The sequence below is a fragment of the Terriglobales bacterium genome, from assembly GCA_035573675.1.
Lineage (GTDB): Bacteria > Acidobacteriota > Terriglobia > Terriglobales > Acidobacteriaceae > DATMAB01.
The window spans coordinates 199,710-216,995 of the sequence record DATMAB010000015.1 but is presented as its reverse complement, the minus strand read 5'-3'; the positions used below and the strand labels follow the sequence as shown (position 1 = coordinate 216,995).

At 63.5% G+C, this 17,286-nt stretch carries 17 protein-coding genes; 2 read left to right on the top strand and 15 right to left on the bottom strand.

Annotation, left to right across the window (positions count from 1 at the left end):
• Positions 1–41: 41 nt before the first annotated feature.
• Genes VNK82_06490 through uvrA form a run of 4 tightly spaced genes read right to left on the bottom strand, consistent with a single transcriptional unit; the run spans position 42 to position 5,293 of the window.
• Positions 42–584 carry a hypothetical protein gene (locus VNK82_06490; GenBank protein ID HXE90596.1) on the bottom strand — a complete coding sequence of 181 codons (543 nt, stop codon included), beginning with the start codon at positions 582–584 and terminating at the stop codon, positions 42–44.
• Positions 581–1,000, bottom strand: coding sequence for a hypothetical protein (locus VNK82_06485; GenBank protein HXE90595.1), 420 nt, complete (start codon positions 998–1,000; stop codon positions 581–583). The genes VNK82_06490 and VNK82_06485 overlap by 4 nt, the downstream gene beginning before the upstream one ends.
• A 35-nt stretch (positions 1,001–1,035) precedes the next feature.
• Positions 1,036–2,358, bottom strand: a complete 1,323-nt coding sequence (locus VNK82_06480) for a tetratricopeptide repeat protein (GenBank protein ID HXE90594.1) — start codon at positions 2,356–2,358, stop codon at positions 1,036–1,038.
• Positions 2,345–5,293, bottom strand: coding sequence for an excinuclease ABC subunit UvrA (gene uvrA, locus VNK82_06475; GenBank protein ID HXE90593.1), 2,949 nt, complete (start codon positions 5,291–5,293; stop codon positions 2,345–2,347). The genes VNK82_06480 and uvrA overlap by 14 nt, the downstream gene beginning before the upstream one ends.
• Positions 5,294–5,487: 194 nt before the next feature.
• On the opposite strand from uvrA, the gene ada reads away from it, so the two are divergent.
• Complete coding sequence (gene ada / locus VNK82_06470; GenBank protein ID HXE90592.1) at positions 5,488–6,573, top strand: bifunctional DNA-binding transcriptional regulator/O6-methylguanine-DNA methyltransferase Ada; 1,086 nt, start codon at positions 5,488–5,490, stop codon at positions 6,571–6,573.
• Here the strand turns inward: ada and VNK82_06465 are convergent.
• From VNK82_06465 to VNK82_06425, 9 genes are all read right to left on the bottom strand, one after another.
• Positions 6,570–6,791, bottom strand: coding sequence for a hypothetical protein (locus VNK82_06465; protein ID HXE90591.1), 222 nt, complete (start codon positions 6,789–6,791; stop codon positions 6,570–6,572). The two genes, ada and VNK82_06465, sit on opposite strands and share 4 nt — an antisense overlap.
• The gene (locus VNK82_06460) at positions 6,788–7,102 is read right to left on the bottom strand and encodes a cytochrome C oxidase subunit IV family protein (GenBank protein HXE90590.1); all 315 of its coding nucleotides are present in this window, start codon (positions 7,100–7,102) and stop codon (positions 6,788–6,790) included. Before VNK82_06460 ends, VNK82_06465 begins: the two co-directional genes overlap by 4 nt.
• Before the next feature lie 17 nt (positions 7,103–7,119).
• Complete coding sequence (locus tag VNK82_06455) at positions 7,120–7,875, bottom strand: cytochrome c oxidase subunit 3 (protein HXE90589.1); 756 nt, start codon at positions 7,873–7,875, stop codon at positions 7,120–7,122.
• A gap of 22 nt (positions 7,876–7,897) precedes the next feature.
• On the bottom strand, positions 7,898–8,563 hold the full coding sequence (locus VNK82_06450) for a cytochrome c oxidase subunit 3 (protein HXE90588.1): 666 nt from the start codon (positions 8,561–8,563) through the stop codon (positions 7,898–7,900).
• Positions 8,563–10,311: a cbb3-type cytochrome c oxidase subunit I gene (locus VNK82_06445; GenBank protein ID HXE90587.1), complete on the bottom strand. Its 1,749-nt coding sequence runs from the start codon at positions 10,309–10,311 to the stop codon at positions 8,563–8,565. The genes VNK82_06450 and VNK82_06445 overlap by 1 nt, the downstream gene beginning before the upstream one ends.
• 40 nt (positions 10,312–10,351) lie before the next feature.
• Positions 10,352–11,152, bottom strand: coding sequence for a cytochrome c oxidase subunit II (gene coxB, locus VNK82_06440; GenBank protein HXE90586.1), 801 nt, complete (start codon positions 11,150–11,152; stop codon positions 10,352–10,354).
• Between the two features lie 147 nt (positions 11,153–11,299).
• Positions 11,300–11,872, bottom strand: a complete 573-nt coding sequence (pdxT, locus tag VNK82_06435) for a pyridoxal 5'-phosphate synthase glutaminase subunit PdxT (protein ID HXE90585.1) — start codon at positions 11,870–11,872, stop codon at positions 11,300–11,302.
• 11 nt (positions 11,873–11,883) lie between these two features.
• Positions 11,884–12,801, bottom strand: a complete 918-nt coding sequence (gene pdxS / locus VNK82_06430; protein HXE90584.1) for a pyridoxal 5'-phosphate synthase lyase subunit PdxS — start codon at positions 12,799–12,801, stop codon at positions 11,884–11,886.
• A 93-nt stretch (positions 12,802–12,894) separates the two neighbouring features.
• Positions 12,895–14,370, bottom strand: coding sequence for a PLP-dependent aminotransferase family protein (locus VNK82_06425; protein HXE90583.1), 1,476 nt, complete (start codon positions 14,368–14,370; stop codon positions 12,895–12,897).
• Positions 14,371–14,517: 147 nt separating this feature from the next.
• On the opposite strand from VNK82_06425, the gene VNK82_06420 reads away from it, so the two are divergent.
• Positions 14,518–16,005, top strand: coding sequence for an aminotransferase class V-fold PLP-dependent enzyme (locus tag VNK82_06420; GenBank protein HXE90582.1), 1,488 nt, complete (start codon positions 14,518–14,520; stop codon positions 16,003–16,005).
• A gap of 7 nt (positions 16,006–16,012) precedes the next feature.
• Here the strand turns inward: VNK82_06420 and VNK82_06415 are convergent, their stop codons facing one another.
• Positions 16,013–16,495 (bottom strand): PaaI family thioesterase, encoded by a 483-nt coding sequence (locus VNK82_06415; protein HXE90581.1) that lies wholly within the window; start codon positions 16,493–16,495, stop codon positions 16,013–16,015.
• Between the two features lie 44 nt (positions 16,496–16,539).
• Positions 16,540–17,121, bottom strand: coding sequence for a class I SAM-dependent methyltransferase (locus tag VNK82_06410; protein ID HXE90580.1), 582 nt, complete (start codon positions 17,119–17,121; stop codon positions 16,540–16,542).
• Positions 17,122–17,286: the final 165 nt, after the last annotated feature.

The following is a 17,286-nucleotide window of genomic DNA, read 5'->3' as shown; positions in this document are numbered from 1 at the left end:
ATTAACATCTCTCGCTGCCGTGGTTCGCCGGAGTCGGAACGTCACTCCCGCTTTCTTTTCTTGGCTTCGCGAATCGCCTCTTCCTGCTGCTCCAGGGTCAACAGGGAAGTCTCCAGGTTGGAATTCACCGTGTCGAGGACGTCCTCCAGGGCGTATTCATAGTGCTTCGCTTCCTTGGAGAGCACAGGGTCGCTGCGGGCGGCCTCTTGCATGGCCTCCAATCCCGCCTTGAATTGATTGGTAGCCTGGATGATCTCGCGCAAAGGCTTGCGAACATCCCCTTTGCGGGAATAGGCCTCGACGTTGGCCTCCAGCTCGGCCATCAGGGCGCCGAAGTCTCGCAGGCGCTCGCCGACCTCGAGGGCGCGATTCGGCGAATCCGACCCAGCTCTCGCCGCCTGCAGGCTCTGCCAGCGCTCACGGGCGAACTGCAACATCAGGCGCAGCCGTTTGGGAGGATCCTGCGCCAGCTCGCGCAACTGGTCGACCTCCGGATCGGTGAGCGGATCGCGCCGTCGCTGGGCCTCCAGATTGGCCAGAAGACAAACGACTACCAGCGGAATCGTCCTTTTCCAAAGCGTCATGATTTGTCTTTTTTCTTGGGGGCGAACATGGCCTCCAGCAGGTCGGTGCGGATCTTTTCCAGTTTGATCACGGCTTCTTCGGTGCGTTTGCGATCGTCAAAGGCCAGAGTGCGGCTGATGTCGGCGAGCCGGCGCGAAGCGCGGCGCAGTGCGATCTCCGTCTGCTTCATGCGGGAACGGGATTCGACGGCGGCGTTGCTGGCCTTCTCCGCCGCAGCCACGGCGTCCTCGACCGCCTCCTGTCCCTCCTCGATCTTACCCTCGGTGAAACGCGAATCCGCGGTCTCGATCTGGCGTTGGGCCACTTCGACATAGAGATCGGCACGCCGGCCGCCCTCAGCGGCCTCCGCCCGGCGCTTCAGTTCCTCGAGCGTGACGTCCTCGGCCGCGCAGACGGCGGCGATGAAACATATCATCCCTGCGAGTTGGTACAGCCGCCGCATGGCTCCTACTACTGCGGTTCGATCGCTTTCAGGCGATGACGCGCCTTCCACTCTTCCTCCGGATACTTCCCGGCTGCCATGGCCAGGAAGCGCCGGTAATTCTCCGCTGCCTGCTTATAGTCGCGCAAGCTGTCGAATGCCGTGGCCCGCAGAAACACGGTAGCGGCGGTGTCCGGGAGGTAGCGGACGCGCGCATCCAACACCTTCAGGACCAACGCATAGTTCTTGTTCAGGTTGGCCGTGACAGCGAGGTCTCCGTAGGCCTCAGCAAGGTCCGGCTTGAGACTCAGGGCCCGGACCAGTTCGGTCTCCGCTTCGGCATATTTTTGCTCGTGCCGCAGGATGACTCCCAGCGCATGGCGAAGCGCAGCATCGTTGGGCTGCTTCTGGACAAGCGCACGGTACAGACCCTCAGCGTCCGAGTACCTGCCGGCCTTGAGGTACAGATCCGCCAGTTCTCGTTGCACAGCGGGATCATCGGGCACCGCCTGCAGCATCTGTTGCAGCTCGGCCGCGGCATCATCCGTGCGCCCCTGCGCGACCAGGACGCGACTCAATTGCAGGCGAGCGGTTGCGTTGCCGGAATCCACGTTCAGATAGTGCCGAAGTGTCTGCTCCGCTTCCGGCAACCGTTGGCCGCGGATGTACACATTGATCAGGCCACCGAGGGCGTCACTCGATTTGGGATCCAGTTCCAAGGCTTTGCGGAACTCGAGTTCCGCAGCTGGCAGGTCTCCCTGCCGCTCCAAAGCCGCCGCAGCAGAGATCACCGGCTCCGGGTCCCGGGGGCGCAAGAGGGACGCCTCCCGATAGGCGGCCACAGCTTCGGCAGGTCGATCCTTCTCCAGAGCGCGGCCTAGGGACATCCAGGCGTGAGCCAGCGCTTCTGCTGATTGCGGAGCTTGCTTGAGTCGGGCAGCGGAGTGGAGGAAGATAGCGGCCTCCGGATTTCCTTCCGCAGCCAGCAACACGCCCAGGTTGAGATTGGATTCGGCAACCTCGGGTTGTGCGTCGACCGCCTTGCGGTAGGCGTCGATGGCCTCCTTGCGGCGATCGGTGGCCGTGTACACCAAACCGAGATCGAACCACACCCGGTAGTCCTTCGGACTGCTAGCGGCTTCCTCCAGCAGCAGGCGCTCGGCGGCAGGGAAGTCCTGCTTGTCGATGGCCGCTTCCGCTCGAAGTATCCGCTCGGAGACGTCGGCCACCTGCACGCGCTTTCGCGCCGTCTTCTGGCTGCTGGATTTCTTCGGCGTTTGGGCGGGGGCGAAAGTCGCGCCGCAAACGAGAAGCAGCACCAGCAACGCAGCGACGGCTCTACCGACGGCCATGGTCACGCCCATTCCCACCGATTCCTAAGATGCGCGCCAGCCAGCGTCCGGTGTGCGACTGCGGGTTTCTTGCCAGGCTTTCCGGAGGACCAACGGCCACGATTTCGCCACCCCGTTCACCACCCTCGGGCCCCAGGTCGATTATCCAGTCGGCCGTCTTGATGACGTCGAGATTGTGCTCGATCACCAGTACCGTCCCGCCCGCCTTGATGAGCCGCTGGAACGCCGCCAGCAGCTTGCTGATGTCGTCGAAGTGCAGACCGGTCGTCGGCTCGTCAAACATGTAGAGAACGTGGGGAGGCGCTTTCCCTTCCCGTTCACTGGAGGCCCGGCCGCGTTCCAGCTCTCCGGCGCGCGCTGAGGAACCCAGGCGGGCGGCCAGCTTCAGGCGCTGGGCTTCGCCGCCGGAAAGCGTAGTGGCCGACTGACCCAGGCGAAGATAGCTCAAGCCTACCTCGTCCAGCACACGCAGGCGCTCCACGATTCTGGGAACGCCGGCAAAAAACTGCATGGCCTCGCGCACGGTCAGTTCGAGCACGTCATGGATGTTCTTGCCGCGATAGCGGATGGCCAGGACCTCAGTCTTGTAACGGGTTCCCTTGCATTCCTCGCATACGAGCTCGACATCCGCCAGAAACTGCATCTCGACGGTGACCGTGCCATCCCCCTGGCAGGCCTCGCAGCGTCCGCCCGGGATGTTGAAGGAGAAATGTCCCGGTCCCAGGCCCCGCTTCTTGGAGTCCGGCAGGGAAGCGAACAACTCGCGGATGGGATCAAACGCTTTGAGGTAGGTGACAGGATTCGATCGCGGAGTGCGACCGATGGGCGACTGATCGACCAGAACCACCTCCTGGACATGATGTGCGCCCTCCAGGCGGTCGAACAGGCCCTGCGCGCCTGTCGCGCCGTTTGTCTGCCCCTTGGCCGCGGCCAGGGCCTGATAGAGGACGTCATAGACCAGCGTGGACTTGCCGGAGCCTGAAACTCCCGTAACCGCCACCATCAACCCCAGCGGGACGGCCACATCCAGATTCTTCAGATTGTGCGCTCGCGCCCCGAACAACTTGATCTGTCGCGTCCCCGGCTTGCGTCGCTGCGCCGGCGTAGGAATGTGTAACTCCCCCGCCAGGTACTTTCCGGTGAGCGAATTGCCGCAGCGAACGATCTGGTCGAAGGAGCCGGCCGCCACGACGCGGCCACCGTTCTCGCCGGGCCCGGGACCTAGGTCGAGAATCCGGTCAGCACTGCGCATGACCTCGGCGTCGTGCTCGACCACGAGGATGGTATTGCCCTGATCCCGAAGGTCCTGCAGGATGCCGACCAGCCGCGAGGTGTCCCGGCTGTGCAGCCCGATAGACGGTTCATCCAGCACATAGAGTGAACCGACCAGCCGCGAACCCAGCGACGTAGCCAGTTGAATGCGCTGCGCCTCGCCGCCAGACAGGGTGGAGGCCAGGCGGTCGAGCGTCAGGTACTCCAGGCCCACGTCATTCAGGAATTTCAGCCGCTCCCGCACTTCCTGCAGCACGCGTTCAGCGACTGCAGCTTCGGCAATGCCAAGCTCGAGTTCCCGGAAGAACCGCGCTGCTTCTTCCACCGTCATGCGGCAGATGTCACAGATGCTCTTGCCGGCAATGCGCACCTGGCGCGCCTCCACTCGCAACCGGGTTCCGTGGCACGCCGGGCAAACCGCGTAGCCGCGATAGCGGCTCAGGAACACGCGGACGTGCAACTTGTATTTCTTTCGTTCCAGGTAGGCGAAGAAGCCGCGCACGCCCGGGAACCTGCCTTCGCCGTCAAGCACCAACTGCTGGTCGTCGCGATGCAATTCGGACCAGGGCACGTCGAGGGGTAGATTGCGTGCCCGAGCGAAGCGCTTCAACTCGTTAAAGAACACTCGATACTTGGGCTTGGTCCATGGATCAATGGCGCCCTCGCCCAGACTCCTGGACTTGTCCGGAATCACCAGGTCAAGGTCAAAATCGATGGTGTTTCCGAAACCCTGGCAGCGCGGGCAGGCGCCGTACGGACTGTTGAAGGAAAACAGCCGCGGCTCGGGCTCCTCGTATCGCAGGTGGCAGCGCTTGCATTCGAAGCGCTGCGCAAAGCGCAAACGTTCCGGCGGTCGGCCGTCGGGAGCAGTCTCGAAAACGACCTCACCGGACTCACGGTAGCCGGTCTCAACCGCATCCACAACGCGTGCCCGGGCGTCAGCAGAGACCGAAAGCCGGTCGACCAGGACAAAAACAGGGGCGGAGAAGTCCACATCCAGCAGCGACTCGGGCGTCGAGAACTCGAACACCTGGCCATTCTGATACAGACGGTTGAATCCACGCTTGCGCAGCTCGAACAACCGACCCTTCAGGAGATCGCTGTCGGGCGCAACCGACGTGGCTTTCTTCCTTTTCCCACGCGTCTTCGGCTTCCCTGCAGCCTCTGCCGGAGGTGGGGATGCCATCCGCGGATGCAGCGGGAAAAGCGCCTGCAGCCGTGCTCCATCGCCCAGAGCGAGAACCGCATCGGCGACTTCATCGACCGTGTCACGCCGGACCTCCGAGCCGCATTCCATGCAATAGGTGCGGCCGATGCGCGCGAAGAGCAGGCGCAGGTAGTCGTAGATCTCCGTGGCCGTGGCGACGGTGGAGCGCGGGTTACGGGTAGTGTTCTTCTGGCGGATGGCGATCGCGGGAGCGATGCCGTCAATCAGGTCGGCGTCCGGCTTCTCGATGCGCTCCAGGAACTGGCGGGCATAGGCGGAAAGCGACTCTACGTAGCGCCGCTGTCCCTCGGCATAGATGGTGTCGAAGGCGAGCGACGACTTGCCCGACCCGCTCACCCCGGTCACTACGGTCAGGGTATTGTGGGGAATCTCGAAGTCGATGTTCTTGAGGTTGTGGACGCGGGCCCCGCGTACCACGATGCTTTCCGCTGCCATGGGTCGATTGCCGCAGCCACTGGCGCTCACCGCGAGAGGTGCGGAACCCCCGATTATAGTCCCGGCGTGCGGAACGCGCCCTGCGCTGAAAAATCCCGAATTTGACCGCAAGAACCGGATAGCAACGGAAACTTGACTGCGGCTAAAGTTGCAGCATGACAAACAGTACAATGCCCGTTCAGGAGACTTCAGGTTTGGCCGCTGGCAGCCCGGAACTCGACCGGTGGGAAGCTGTGCTGGCGCGCGATCCCAGCCGCGACGGAGAGTTTTACTTCGCAGTAAAGACCACGGGCGTCTATTGCCGGCCGTCGTGCGCCTCGCGCCGCCCGCGCCGCGAGAACGTGCTCTTCTTCCGCAAGCCGGAAGAAGCGGAGAGCGCCGGATTCCGGGCCTGCCTGCGTTGCCGGCCGCGCTCGGCTGGAAACCGCAGGCAAACCCTGGTGCAGCAGATCTGCCGCTACATCGAGAACCACCTGGACGAGCCCGTCACGCTGCGTACCCTGGGCGCGGTCTTCCGGCAGAGCCCGTTCCACTTGCAGCGCACGTTCAAGAATGCGCTGGGCATCTCGCCACGCGAATACGCGGACTCCTGCCGCATGGAGCGGTTCAAGCGGCAACTCCAGGCGGGGCGGTCGGTGACCCACGCCATGTATGAGGCGGGTTACGGTTCCACCAGCCGGCTCTACGAGCGCACGTCCTCGCAGCTCGGCATGACTCCGGACGCCTACCGGCGCGGCGCCATCGGCACGCCCATTCATTACACGTGTTCGGAATCGCCGTTGGGACGGATGCTGGTCGCCGCTACGCCCAAGGGTGTCTGTGCAGTCCGGTTCGGACACTCCGACGAAGAGCTGGAACAGGGGCTGCGTCGCGAGTACCCGTTCGCCGTGCGTAAGCGAGACGATGGCGCCCTCGCCGGCTACTGCAAGACCCTGGTGGACTATCTGCGCGGAGAAAAGCTCGACGCTACGCTGCCGCTGGATATCCAGGCCACGGCGTTCCAGCGCCGGGTGTGGCGTTACCTGCAGGCCATTCCACGCGGGGCCACCCGGTCGTACGGCCAGGTGGCTCGAGCCCTCGGGCAACCCTCTGCCGCACGGGCGGTGGCACGTGCTTGCGCCGCCAACCCGGTGGCCGTCGCTATCCCCTGTCACCGCGTTACTCGCGGCGACGGCGACCTGGGCGGGTACCGCTGGGGTGTGCGCAGGAAGCAGGCTTTGCTGGGTATGGAGAGCGGGGAGTCGGCGAAAACGCGCCGCGAGGTCGCGGCCCGCAACTAGTCGGGATCGTTCCGCTCGCTGCGGTAGCGAAACGCCACACCTACCAGCGCCAGCAGAATGCCTACCGGGGGGATGGCCAGCACTACGATTCCACGGCGCAGGGCCGCCTGACCGCGTCGGTCGGCGGCCTGCGCTCCGGTGGCGCACATCGAGCACTGGCCCCAAACCGAAGAGGCAGCCAGCAGGAACAGTGCCAGAAGGATGGGGCGAAACTTCATCTGGCTCCCAATTGCAGAATGCGGAAGGCATCCGCAAAGAAGACGAACATCAGCGTCAAGCACACCACCAGAGCTGCCATCAGCGTCACCTTCATGCGTACGATCTCGAACTTCAGGTGCATGAAGTAGGCAATGATGAGCGCCGCCTTGATCACGGAAAGCACCAGCAGCACGATCAGCATGTGCAGCGGGTCGAACACTTGCTTGTAGGCCAGGACGATCTCAATCCCGGTGATGGCCAGGAGCGCGCCCCACACCCAGAAGTACTGGGCCTTCCCGTGGTCGTGAGTCGCCGTTGCGTCGTGTGCCATGATTCCGCCTTCTCCGCTCACACCCTGGTAGACATTAGGTACACCAGGGGGAAGATGAACATCCAGACCAGGTCCACAAAGTGCCAGTACAGGCCGCTGACTTCGACATCGCGGGCATCATAGTTCTTGGGTTTGAACAACACCACCATGCCGGCGATGACCGCACAGGCCAGCAGGACGTGCGAACCATAGTGGAACACGCTGCTGGAAGGCGTCGCCAGCCAGGCGACCAGCCACAGTCCCACCAGCAGGGGAATGAACTTGCGTCCCATGGCGATCACGCCCAGATAGATGACGCCGATAGTGACGTGCAGCATGTGCATGCCGGTGAGCGCGAAAAACGTCCCGCCGAACTGGGGGACGTCCGCCGCCCAGGGGTTGCTGAAGGGCCGCATCCCTTCCTTGATCAGCCCTTCCCATTCAAAGGCATGCAGCACCACGAATGCAGCGCCGAAAAACATGGTGGCCAGGAGCCAGTTGAAGCGCCACGTGCGGTCGCCGCGCTGACTCGCCAGGACAGCCAGAACCATGGTCAGCGAACTGGAGAGCAGGCAAGCGGTCATGATGCTGGCGTTGGCGATGCTGTGGGCGCCGAACGGCGTGGGCCAGTTCGGGGTCGCGATGCGCCCGTAGCTGTAAGCGAACAGCAGCGCCCCGAACGTGAGCGAGTCGGAGAGCAGGAACAGCCACATGCCTACTTTCTTCGAGTAGGCTCCGAACAGCGGCGGTTCATACGCGTCGCTCATCGGGTGATGCACAGCAGCTTCAGCCATCGTGTGGTTCCTCGTGTCGTTTCTATTGCGCCAAATACACCAGGCCCAGGATGTACAGCCACAACAGATCCATGAAGTGCCAATACCAGGTGGCGATGTCCACGACAATACGCCGGGTTTCCGGCGGCCGGTGAAAGCGCGTCGCCAGCGCCGCGTAGCCCAGCGCCAGCACCCCTCCTACGAGGTGTGCGCCGTGGCTTCCGGTCAGCAGGTAAAAGAACGAACTGCTGGGATTCGAGGCGATGAAGATGCCCTGCGCCGCCAGTTGCTTCCACGCGATCCATTGGCCGGCGAGGAAGCCCAGACCCAAGATCAGCGTGATGCCCAGCCACAATCCGCCTGACTCCTGGGCAATGCCGGCCATCCGGCGCGCCTTCTCCGCCGTCACGCTGCTGGCCAGAAGGATGATCGTGTTCATCCAGAGGATGGGCGGCAGGGCAATGGCGCTCCAGTCATCTCCCAGGCCCTGTCGGACGATATAGGCGCTGGTAAAGGAGACGAACAGCATGAGCACCGGAGTCAATCCAACGGCCAGGCCGATGCGGTAGCGACGCAAGCGGTCGGCAGGCGTAAAGCCCGGACCAGGGCCTTCGCTCTTGCCGTCTCGTGGCGGGGCCGGCGGCGGCATTATGCCGCCCGTGCGCGGCTCGCGCTCTTCGACCGTGACGGGATGAGTCAGCGTGGCCATCAGGAATGCGCGGGTACCGTACTCTCCTCGTTTTGCATGACGTAATCCCTGGCAGCGCCGGGCACGGCGTATTCGTAGGGCCCGTGGCGCACCACCGGCACGCGGCCGCCAAAATTGTCATGCGGCGGCGGCGAAGGCACCGTCCACTCGAGCGTCGTAGCCTCCCACGGATTGGCCGTGGCCTTGGCGCCCTTGAACATGCTCCAAAAGAGATTGATGACAAAAATGATCTGCGCGCCGATGGTGATCAGCGCCGCGATGGTGATGAACTCCTGCAGGCTCATCAGCGGCTCCAGGAATTTCACCTCCGTGAGCTGCGAGTAGCGCCGCGGATGTCCGGCGATGCCCAGGTAGTGCATGGGCATGAAAATGGCATAGGTCCCGATGAAGGTCAGCCAGAAGTGTGCCTGTCCCAGGCGCTCGTTCATCATGCGCCCGAACATTTTCGGAAACCAATAGTAGGTGCCTGCGAAGATGCCGAAGATCGCAGCTACGCCCATGATGAGATGGAAGTGTGCCACCACGAAGTACGTGTCGTGCAAGTTGATGTCGAGCTGCGGCTGCGCCAGGAAGGGCCCGCTCAGCCCGCCGCTCACGAACAGGGAAACGAAGCCGATGGCGAACAGCATGGGCGTATAGAAGCGCACGCGTCCGCGCCAGATAGTGCCCAGCCAATTGAAGGTCTTGATGGCCGAAGGTACGCCGATGGCCATGGTCATCACCGAGAAGGCAAAGGCCGAATAGGGGCTCATGCCGCTCATGAACATGTGGTGCCCCCAAACCACAAAACCCAGAATGCCAATGGAAAGCATGGCGTAGACCATCGCCCGATATCCGAAGATCGGCTTGCGCGAGAAGGTTGACAGCACCTGCGAAGCCACGCCCATGCCGGGCAGGATGGCGATGTACACCTCCGGGTGTCCGAAGAACCAGAACAAGTGCTGCCAGAGCAGGGGAGAGCCGCCCTGATGCTTCACGGGCACGCCCGTCATGACCAGCCCGCCGGGCACAAAGAAGCTGGTGCCCACGTTGCGGTCGAGCAACAGCAGAATGCCGGCAGCGGCCAGTACGCCAAAGGCCAGCAGCCCGAGGATGGCGGTGATAAACCAGCTCCAGCAGGTGAGCGGCAGGCGCATCAGCGACATACCACGTGCCCGCAGGTCGAGCGTCGTCGTAATGAAATTCAGCGCGCCCATCAGCGAGGCCGCGCAAAATACTGCAATGCTGATGATCCAGAGGTCGGCGCCCAGGGTCTGGCCGGGCCCGGCGGAAGGTATGGCGCTCAGGGGAGCGTATCCTGTCCATCCGTGCAGCGGCGCTCCGCCCTCGACGAAGAAAGCGGCCAGCATGATCACAAACGAGAGGAACGTGGTCCAGAACGAGAGCATGTTCAGCACCGGGAAGGCCATATCCGGTGCGCCGATCTGGATGGGCAGCACGTAGTTGCCGAAGCCGCTCTGCGGAGCCGTGGTGAGCACGAAAAACACCATGATGGTGCCGTGCATGGTGAGCAGCGTGAGATAGGTTTCCGGTTTGATCTCACCCAGCAGGGGCAGGTGCGCCATGGGCCAGACCAGGTGGATGCGCATCAGCAGCGAAAGGAACATCCCCACGAAGACCGCCACCAGCGCCAGGAAGTAGTACTGGATCCCGATGACCTTGTGATCGAGACTGAAGATGTACTTGCGGATGAAGCCCGTGGGCGCGGCATGCGCGTGGACTGCCGCCTCGGCGTGCACTTCGCTCATCGACGTGGTTCTCCTGTGAAGTCCTTGCAGCGCTTTCTGGTCACTGTTGTTGCTTCTCTGCCTGGCGTTCCGCCATCCACTGGTTGAACTCCTGCTCGCTGACCACGCGCACCGTGCCCCGCATCTTGTAATGTCCCAACCCGCACAACTCAGCGCACGCAACTTCGAAGTCGCCGGTCTGGGTAGGGGTGAAATGCGTGTGGACCATGAGACCGGGGACGGCGTCCTGCTTCACGCGCATGGCCGGCACATTGAAGTTGTGGATGACGTCCTGCGCCCGCAAGGTAGCGTCCACTTCCTTGTTGACGGGAAGCATCAGCACGCCGGCGACGATGTCGTCCTTGCTGGCGGGGTCGGTGTCATCCAGGCCCAGGGCTCCCTCATTGCCCAGTGAGGCGTCGCTCTTCTGGTAATCCACGCGGCCGAACTTGCCGTCCGGCCCCGGATAGCGGAAGTACCAGGTGAATTGCACCGCCGTCACTTCCACCTGCATGGCGTTGGGCCCGGCGCCGTGAATGCGGTTGGCCGCCCACACGTTGTAACCCATCAGGTTCAGCCCGACGAACAGAACCGCCGTCAGCGCGGTCCAGGTCCACTCCAGGCCGATGTGTCCGTGCGAGTACGTGGCGGCCGGGGCGCCGCTGCGGTCGCGATATTTCCAGACGAACAGTCCCAACCCCAGTTGCGCGGCCAGAAACACCACGCCCATCAGCACCATGGTCAGCGCCATCTGCTTGTCGATGGCAGCGCCGTGCGCCGAGGCCAGCGGCAGCGGCGACCACTGCCCGGTGTAGAAAAAGTAGGTACTGACTAGGGTGATCAGCCAGATAACGACCAACAACGCCACGCCCATTCGGCAAGACCTCGGGTCAGGTTTGTTTGGCGGTTTGCAGAACCGTTCGCAGGCATTTTCTCCAATGAGAATGCCGCAAGCGAACGCGAAAGAATAGCATACGACGGAAAAGAAGCAATCGAAAACTCCGAGCCGTCAGCGCGAACCGTTGTGCGCCAGCTCCAGGAAGGCCTTGTGCACGCGCGGATCAGCAGAAAGCTCGGGATGGAAGGTCGCCGCCATCACCTTGCCCTGACGCACCAGGACAGGATCGCCGCTCTCGGTGGCCAGCACTTCGACTCCCGGACCCGCCGCTTCGATCCTGGGAGCGCGGATGAACACCATCTCCAGCGGCCCGCCGGCCAGTCGCGTCTCGCCGCAGCGGATGGAGCTCTCCAGTTGCCGACCATAGGCATTGCGGCGCACGCGGACGTCGAGTGCCCCCAAACTCGCTTGCGGCGGATTGAGCACTTCGCGCGCCAGCAGGATGGCGCCCGCACAGGTGCCGAACACGGGCTTCGTCCGGGCGAACGCGCGCAGTCGCTCGAAGAACCCGCCACGCTCGAGGAATTTGAGGAAGGTCGTGGACTCGCCACCGGGGATTACGAGCGCGTCCACCGCATCCAGGTGCTCGGCCTTTTTCACCAGGACGACTTCCGCGCCCAGTTCTTCGAGACGCTTGCGATGAGCGTCAAAATCGCCCTGAATGGCGAGAACTCCGGTCTTCATAGTGCTTCCGACTACCAGCCGCGCTTCTGCAACATGTCCGCTTCGGCGAGGCCGGCGACCGCCAGGCCGCGCATCGCGCCGATCAGGTCTTCGCTGACTTCGAGCAGTACGGCCGGATCCTGGTAATGCGTGGTCGCCCGCACGATGGCGCGCGCCCGGCGCATGGCATCTTCCGGATCGGCGAACTCGGTGGAATTCTTCATGAAGATGCCCGAGCCGACGAACACCGCCTCCGCGCCCAGCTGCATGACCAGGGCGGCGTCGGCCGGCGTAGCGATGCCGCCGGCGGAAAAGTTGGGCACCGGCAGCTTGCCCTCCTTAGCTACTAGGCGAACCAGCTCGACCGGCGCCTGCAGTTCTTTGGCGCGAGTGTACAGTTCGTCCTCGCGCAGGGTGGTGAGCGCGCGCATGTCTTTCATGATGGCGCGCATGTGCTTCACGGCGTGCACCACGTCGCCGGTGCCGGCTTCGCCCTTGGTGCGGATCATGGCCGCGCCTTCGCTGATGCGCCGCAACGCCTCGCCCAGGTTGCGCGCGCCGCAGACAAAGGGGACGCGGAAGGCATGCTTGTCCACATGATGCTCTTCGTCGGCCGGCGTCAACACTTCCGACTCGTCGATATAGTCCACGCCCAGCGCTTCCAGGATCTGTGCCTCGGCGAAATGCCCGATGCGGCACTTGGCCATTACCGGAATGGTGACCGCTTCCATGATCTCGCGGATCTTCCGCGGCGAGGCCATGCGCGCCACGCCGCCTTCGGCACGGATCTGCGCCGGCACTCGCTCCAGAGCCATCACCGCGACCGCTCCCGCGTCCTCAGCGATCTTGGCCTGCTCGGCGTTGGTCACGTCCATAATGACGCCGCCCTTGAGCATCTCCGCCAGGCCCGTCTTCAGGCGGAGGCCGCCCGTTCCATTGGCCTCTGACATATTCCCTCGCATTCCTGGCGCTCTGCTGCGCCGATTCCGGATGACTCCAACCTACATTTTACGCCGGAGCACGAACTGCTCCGGACCGAAGCCTTACACCATCGGCATGGTTTGCCGCTCGGCAGCCGGTCGGCGCAACTCCGCCGAACCAAGGCTGCGCGCCAGCCGACGCACCCCCTCTTCGATCTTCTCCACCGGCAGAGCGGAGTAGCACAACCGCAATTCCCGCCCCCCGCAGGGGTCGGGATAGAACAGCTCGCCGTTGGCGAACACCACGCCGCCGGCCATGGCCGCCCGCAGCAGCGACTTGCTCTCCAAGTGCTGCGCCAGACGGCACCACAGATACATCCCGCCGCCCGGCACGGAAAACTCCAGCGTTCGCGGCGGCAGTTCGCGACGCAGCGAGCCCACCAGAGCATCGCGGCGCTTCTTGTGTTCGCCGCGCACTTTTTTCACGTGATGGTCGAACAACCCGGTGCGGAGCATCTCCGCCACCACCAACTGTCCCAGGCCCTCGGTGAAATGGTCGAGGGTCAGCTTGATCTCGGCTAATTGGTCCACGATGCTCTCGCTGGCCACAATCCAACCCAGTCGCAGTCCCGGCGCCAGGACTTTCGAGAACGTGCTCAGGTAGATGATGATGTTGTGCTCGTCGAGTTCGCGAAGGCTCGGGGGCGGCGGTCCTTCGTAGCACAGCTCGCGATACGCGTCGTCCTCAATCACCGGCAAGCGATACCGTGCCGCCAGCTTCAGCAGATCGCGACGCTCGCGCAGCGCCAGCGTGCGGCCCGTCGGGTTCTGGAAGGTCGGGTTGATGTAGAACAGTTTCGGCCGATAGCGCAGGATCAGGTCTTCGAGTTCGTCGAAATCGTTCCGACTCACGTCCCAGCCCACCAGATTGGCTCCGGCTGAACGGAAGCTCCGGATGGCGCCCACGTAGCTGGGACGCTCCATCAACACCGTGTCGCCCGGGTCAAGCAGGCAGCGAGCCAGCAGATCCAGCGCCTGCTGGGAACCGGAAACCACCAGCACCTTGTCCGGCTTTACATCCATACGCGCGGCCAGGGCCCGGCGCAGCGCCGGCTGGCCCTCGGTGGCGGCCAGTCCCAGGATTCGTGGCCCCTCGCGTTTCATCACCTGCTGGGCGATGCGCTGATACTCGTCAAACGGGAAGCAGTCCACTGCGGGACACCCGGCGGCGAAGGAGATCAGTGCCGGATTCACCGAGTCGTGCAGCAGCTCGTGGAAGTCGCGATCGCTGGTGCGCTGTACGCGTGTGGAGACCTTGCCGCGCCAGGCGAAGGGCGCGTCATCGGCTTGCGGCGGAGCGCAAACGAACGTGCCGCGGCCCACGTGTCCGCGCACCAGGCCGCGTGACTCCAGTTCCCGGTACGCTGTGGTGACGGTGGTGCGGCTCATGCCCAGCTCTTCCGCCAGATCGCGCTCCGAGGGCAGCCGCGATCCCGGCGACAGCGTGCCTTCCTGGATGGCTGCTTCCAGGGCGGCCAGCAACCGCCCGTAGAGCGGACCCTCACCGTTCACGGGCTTGATCATCTTGCAGAGACTCACCGCTGTAGCCATAGCCAACTCGCAATTGGATATTCTGATTCTTTCTCTAAGCCAAGAAAATACGCCCGAACACTGTGAATGGTAGCACGCCACTACTCTATTGGAGCAGTCCAATCAGCGATTGGACCTTTCGAGGAGGACGATGGAATGAAACTGCCGGAGAAACCCGAGATCACCCTTGATCCGCAGGATTGGTCCCGTCTGCGCGACCTCGGGCACCGCATGATCGATGATGTGTTCCGCTACCTGGAGACCGTGCGCGATCGCGAGGTATGGAAGCCGATTCCCAGCCAGGTGCGTGACGAACTCGATAGCGGCCGGCCCCTGGAGCCGCGCGATCCGGAACAGGTGTACGCCGACTTCCAGCGGCTGATCCTTCCGTATCCCACCGGTAACATTCATCCCCGCTTCTGGGGTTGGGTCATCGGCAGCGGCACTCCCTTCGGCATGCTGGCCCAGTTGCTGGAAGGTGTGATGAACTGCAACGTGTTTGGCGCGGACCAGGTGGCGGTCGAGGTCGAACGCCAAGTGATCGGGTGGTTCAAGGAAGCGATGGGGTATTTGCCGGAAGCCAGTGGCATTCTCACCACCGGCGGCTCCGCCTCCAACCTCGTGGGGCTCACCGTGGCCCGCAACGCCAAGGCAGAAGCGGATATCGCTGCTGAAGGTATCCAGTCCCTCCCGCGGCGCATGGTCCTCTACGCCTCCGCGGAAACGCACAGTTCGGTACGCAAGTCCGTGGAGCTGCTTGGGCTTGGCTCACACGCCCTGCGCATGATTCCGGTGGACGCCGATTTCCGCATTCGCATCGAACTGCTGCGAGAGGCTATCCGCCAGGACAGGGAAGCGGGCCTCTTGCCATTTTGCGTCGTGGGCAACGCCGGCACGGTGAACACCGGCGCGTTCGATCCGCTGGAGGAGCTGGCGGACCTCTGTCGCGACGAAGACTTGTGGCTCCATGTCGACGGCGCATTGGGTGGGTTCGCGGTGCTCTCTGACCGCCTGAAGCCGCTGGTGCGGGGAATTGAGCGGGCCGATTCGCTCGCCCTCGACCTGCACAAGTGGCTACACGTGCAGTACGACGCCGGCTGCGTGCTCATCCGGCGTCCCCACGATCACCACGCCGCCTATACGCGGCCCGCCTCCTACCTGAACCGGGCCCAGCGGGGCTTGAGCGGCGGCCCGCTCTGGTTCAATGAGTATGGTTTCGAGCTGTCACGGGGATTCCGCGCGCTGCGCATCTGGATGGCGCTGCAGGAACACGGATTCCGCCGGTACGGCGAGTTGGTTGAGCAGAACGTGCGTCAGGCCGCGTATCTGGCCGGACTGGTCGCGGATTCGGAGAATCTGGAGCTGCTCGCTCCGGTTCCCCTCAACGTCGTGTGCTTCCGGCACACCGTCCCGGGGTGGGACGAGCCTGCTCTGGCGGCGTTTAACCAGGCCCTCCTCGCCGACCTGCAGGAAAACGGCGTGGCCGCGCCCTCTTCCACTGTGCTCAACGGGCGGTTCGCGCTGCGCGTGGCCATTTGCAACCATCGCAGCCGTTTCGAGGATTTCGTTCTGCTGGTGAAGGAGGTCCTCCGGCTGGGCCGGGAACGGATTCTGGAGGCCCAACCTGCCGGGGCCGCGCACTGAGGCGATTTTAGCTGGTCCGCAGTCCCCGCATGTGTTTGGCGAACATCTTGTGCGGGTCGATGGCGATGAAAGTTCCGCGGCTGCGCGCCAGTACCTCGCCTTTCTCGTTGCGGATCTCCGCCGCATTCAGGTGTCGCCGGCCGCGTACGCGAACTTCGTGCGCTTCCACCAGCAGCGGCTTTCGTAACGGCACGGGTTTCAAGTACTCCACTTTCATCTGCGAAGTCAGGGCGATGACCGACCGCAGCTTGTTTACCTTGCCCATGGCTTCATCGAGCACCGTGGCGATGATGCCGCCATGGGCGTGTCCCGGCGGTCCCTGGAAGCGCCGCGGCAGCCGGAACCTGGAAACGAAGCAGCGGCGATCCTCGTCATAGTAAAAGCGCAGATGCATGCCGTCAGGATTATCCCTTCCGCAGGCAAAGCAGTGGTTGCGCCGCAGCGGCAGTTGCGCGGTGGCGTGGCCGTGTACGTGCTTCTTCTTCGCCATGGTTCGAACTGTTCGATTCTAGAGGCGTCGAGGGGTTTCGCCAATCACGCCTGCACGGGCCGCAACCCTGCAAACTCCGCCACAGCTCGCTCGGTCAAGGTTTCGCGGTGATCCAGCACCTGCAAGCGGGGAAAAGCGCGCCCGAGTTCACCCGGTGTAAGCAGATGCTCGGGGTTGCGAGGGCCGCCCGCGAACCGCAGTTGCTCTCGCGTGTACGTCTTGTAGAGCAGAATGCCGCCCGGGCAGAGCGCATTTTCCAGGGCAGGAAAGAGGGCGCGCTCGAGGTAGAAGAAGACCAGAATCACGTGAAAGCGTGAGTTTCCAAGCTCGTATCGTCTGAGGTCCGCTGCCACCGCGTTCAGCATCAAGCCACGCTGTGCGGCTGCGGCCTGCGCCCTGGCGATTGCCACTTCGGACGAGTCCACCAGCGTGACCTGCCAGCCCTGCGATGCGACCCAAAGGGCGTGGCGGCCCAGACCGCCGGCCACATCCAGGGCCGATCCCGGGACAGGGAAGCGGGGCAGGATGTGCTCGTTCCAGGCGCGCAACAGGAAGTCGTCCGGCTGCGACGGGCCATGGGCGTCTTCGGAATACCGTTGGTCCCAGCCTCGGTCTTTGTCACTCATGTCTGTGATGGAGCCTTCCCATTCAATGGGGGACTTCGGCCTTTCAGCCCCGGTTACCGACAATACGCTGTAAGTCCCGTATTTTTAAAGCCTTTACCCTTGTAGGATAAGAAGCGTCTGTTTATCCTGATTCACTTTGTAGCATGCTGGGCCTGCCTCGGCTGG

Coding starts and splice junctions, on each gene's coding strand:
- VNK82_06490 (HXE90596.1), bottom strand. CDS start 584: ATGACGCTTTGGAAAAGGACGATTCCGCTGGTAGTCGTTTGTCTTCTG.
- VNK82_06485 (HXE90595.1), bottom strand. CDS start 1,000: ATGATATGTTTCATCGCCGCCGTCTGCGCGGCCGAGGACGTCACGCTC.
- VNK82_06480 (HXE90594.1), bottom strand. CDS start 2,358: ATGGCCGTCGGTAGAGCCGTCGCTGCGTTGCTGGTGCTGCTTCTCGTT.
- uvrA (HXE90593.1), bottom strand. CDS start 5,293: ATGGCAGCGGAAAGCATCGTGGTACGCGGGGCCCGCGTCCACAACCTC.
- VNK82_06465 (HXE90591.1), bottom strand. CDS start 6,791: ATGAAGTTTCGCCCCATCCTTCTGGCACTGTTCCTGCTGGCTGCCTCT.
- VNK82_06460 (HXE90590.1), bottom strand. CDS start 7,102: ATGGCACACGACGCAACGGCGACTCACGACCACGGGAAGGCCCAGTAC.
- VNK82_06455 (HXE90589.1), bottom strand. CDS start 7,875: ATGGCTGAAGCTGCTGTGCATCACCCGATGAGCGACGCGTATGAACCG.
- VNK82_06450 (HXE90588.1), bottom strand. CDS start 8,563: ATGGCCACGCTGACTCATCCCGTCACGGTCGAAGAGCGCGAGCCGCGC.
- VNK82_06445 (HXE90587.1), bottom strand. CDS start 10,311: ATGAGCGAAGTGCACGCCGAGGCGGCAGTCCACGCGCATGCCGCGCCC.
- pdxT (HXE90585.1), bottom strand. CDS start 11,872: ATGAAGACCGGAGTTCTCGCCATTCAGGGCGATTTTGACGCTCATCGC.
- pdxS (HXE90584.1), bottom strand. CDS start 12,801: ATGTCAGAGGCCAATGGAACGGGCGGCCTCCGCCTGAAGACGGGCCTG.
- VNK82_06420 (HXE90582.1), top strand. CDS start 14,518: ATGAAACTGCCGGAGAAACCCGAGATCACCCTTGATCCGCAGGATTGG.
- VNK82_06415 (HXE90581.1), bottom strand. CDS start 16,495: ATGGCGAAGAAGAAGCACGTACACGGCCACGCCACCGCGCAACTGCCG.
- VNK82_06410 (HXE90580.1), bottom strand. CDS start 17,121: ATGAGTGACAAAGACCGAGGCTGGGACCAACGGTATTCCGAAGACGCC.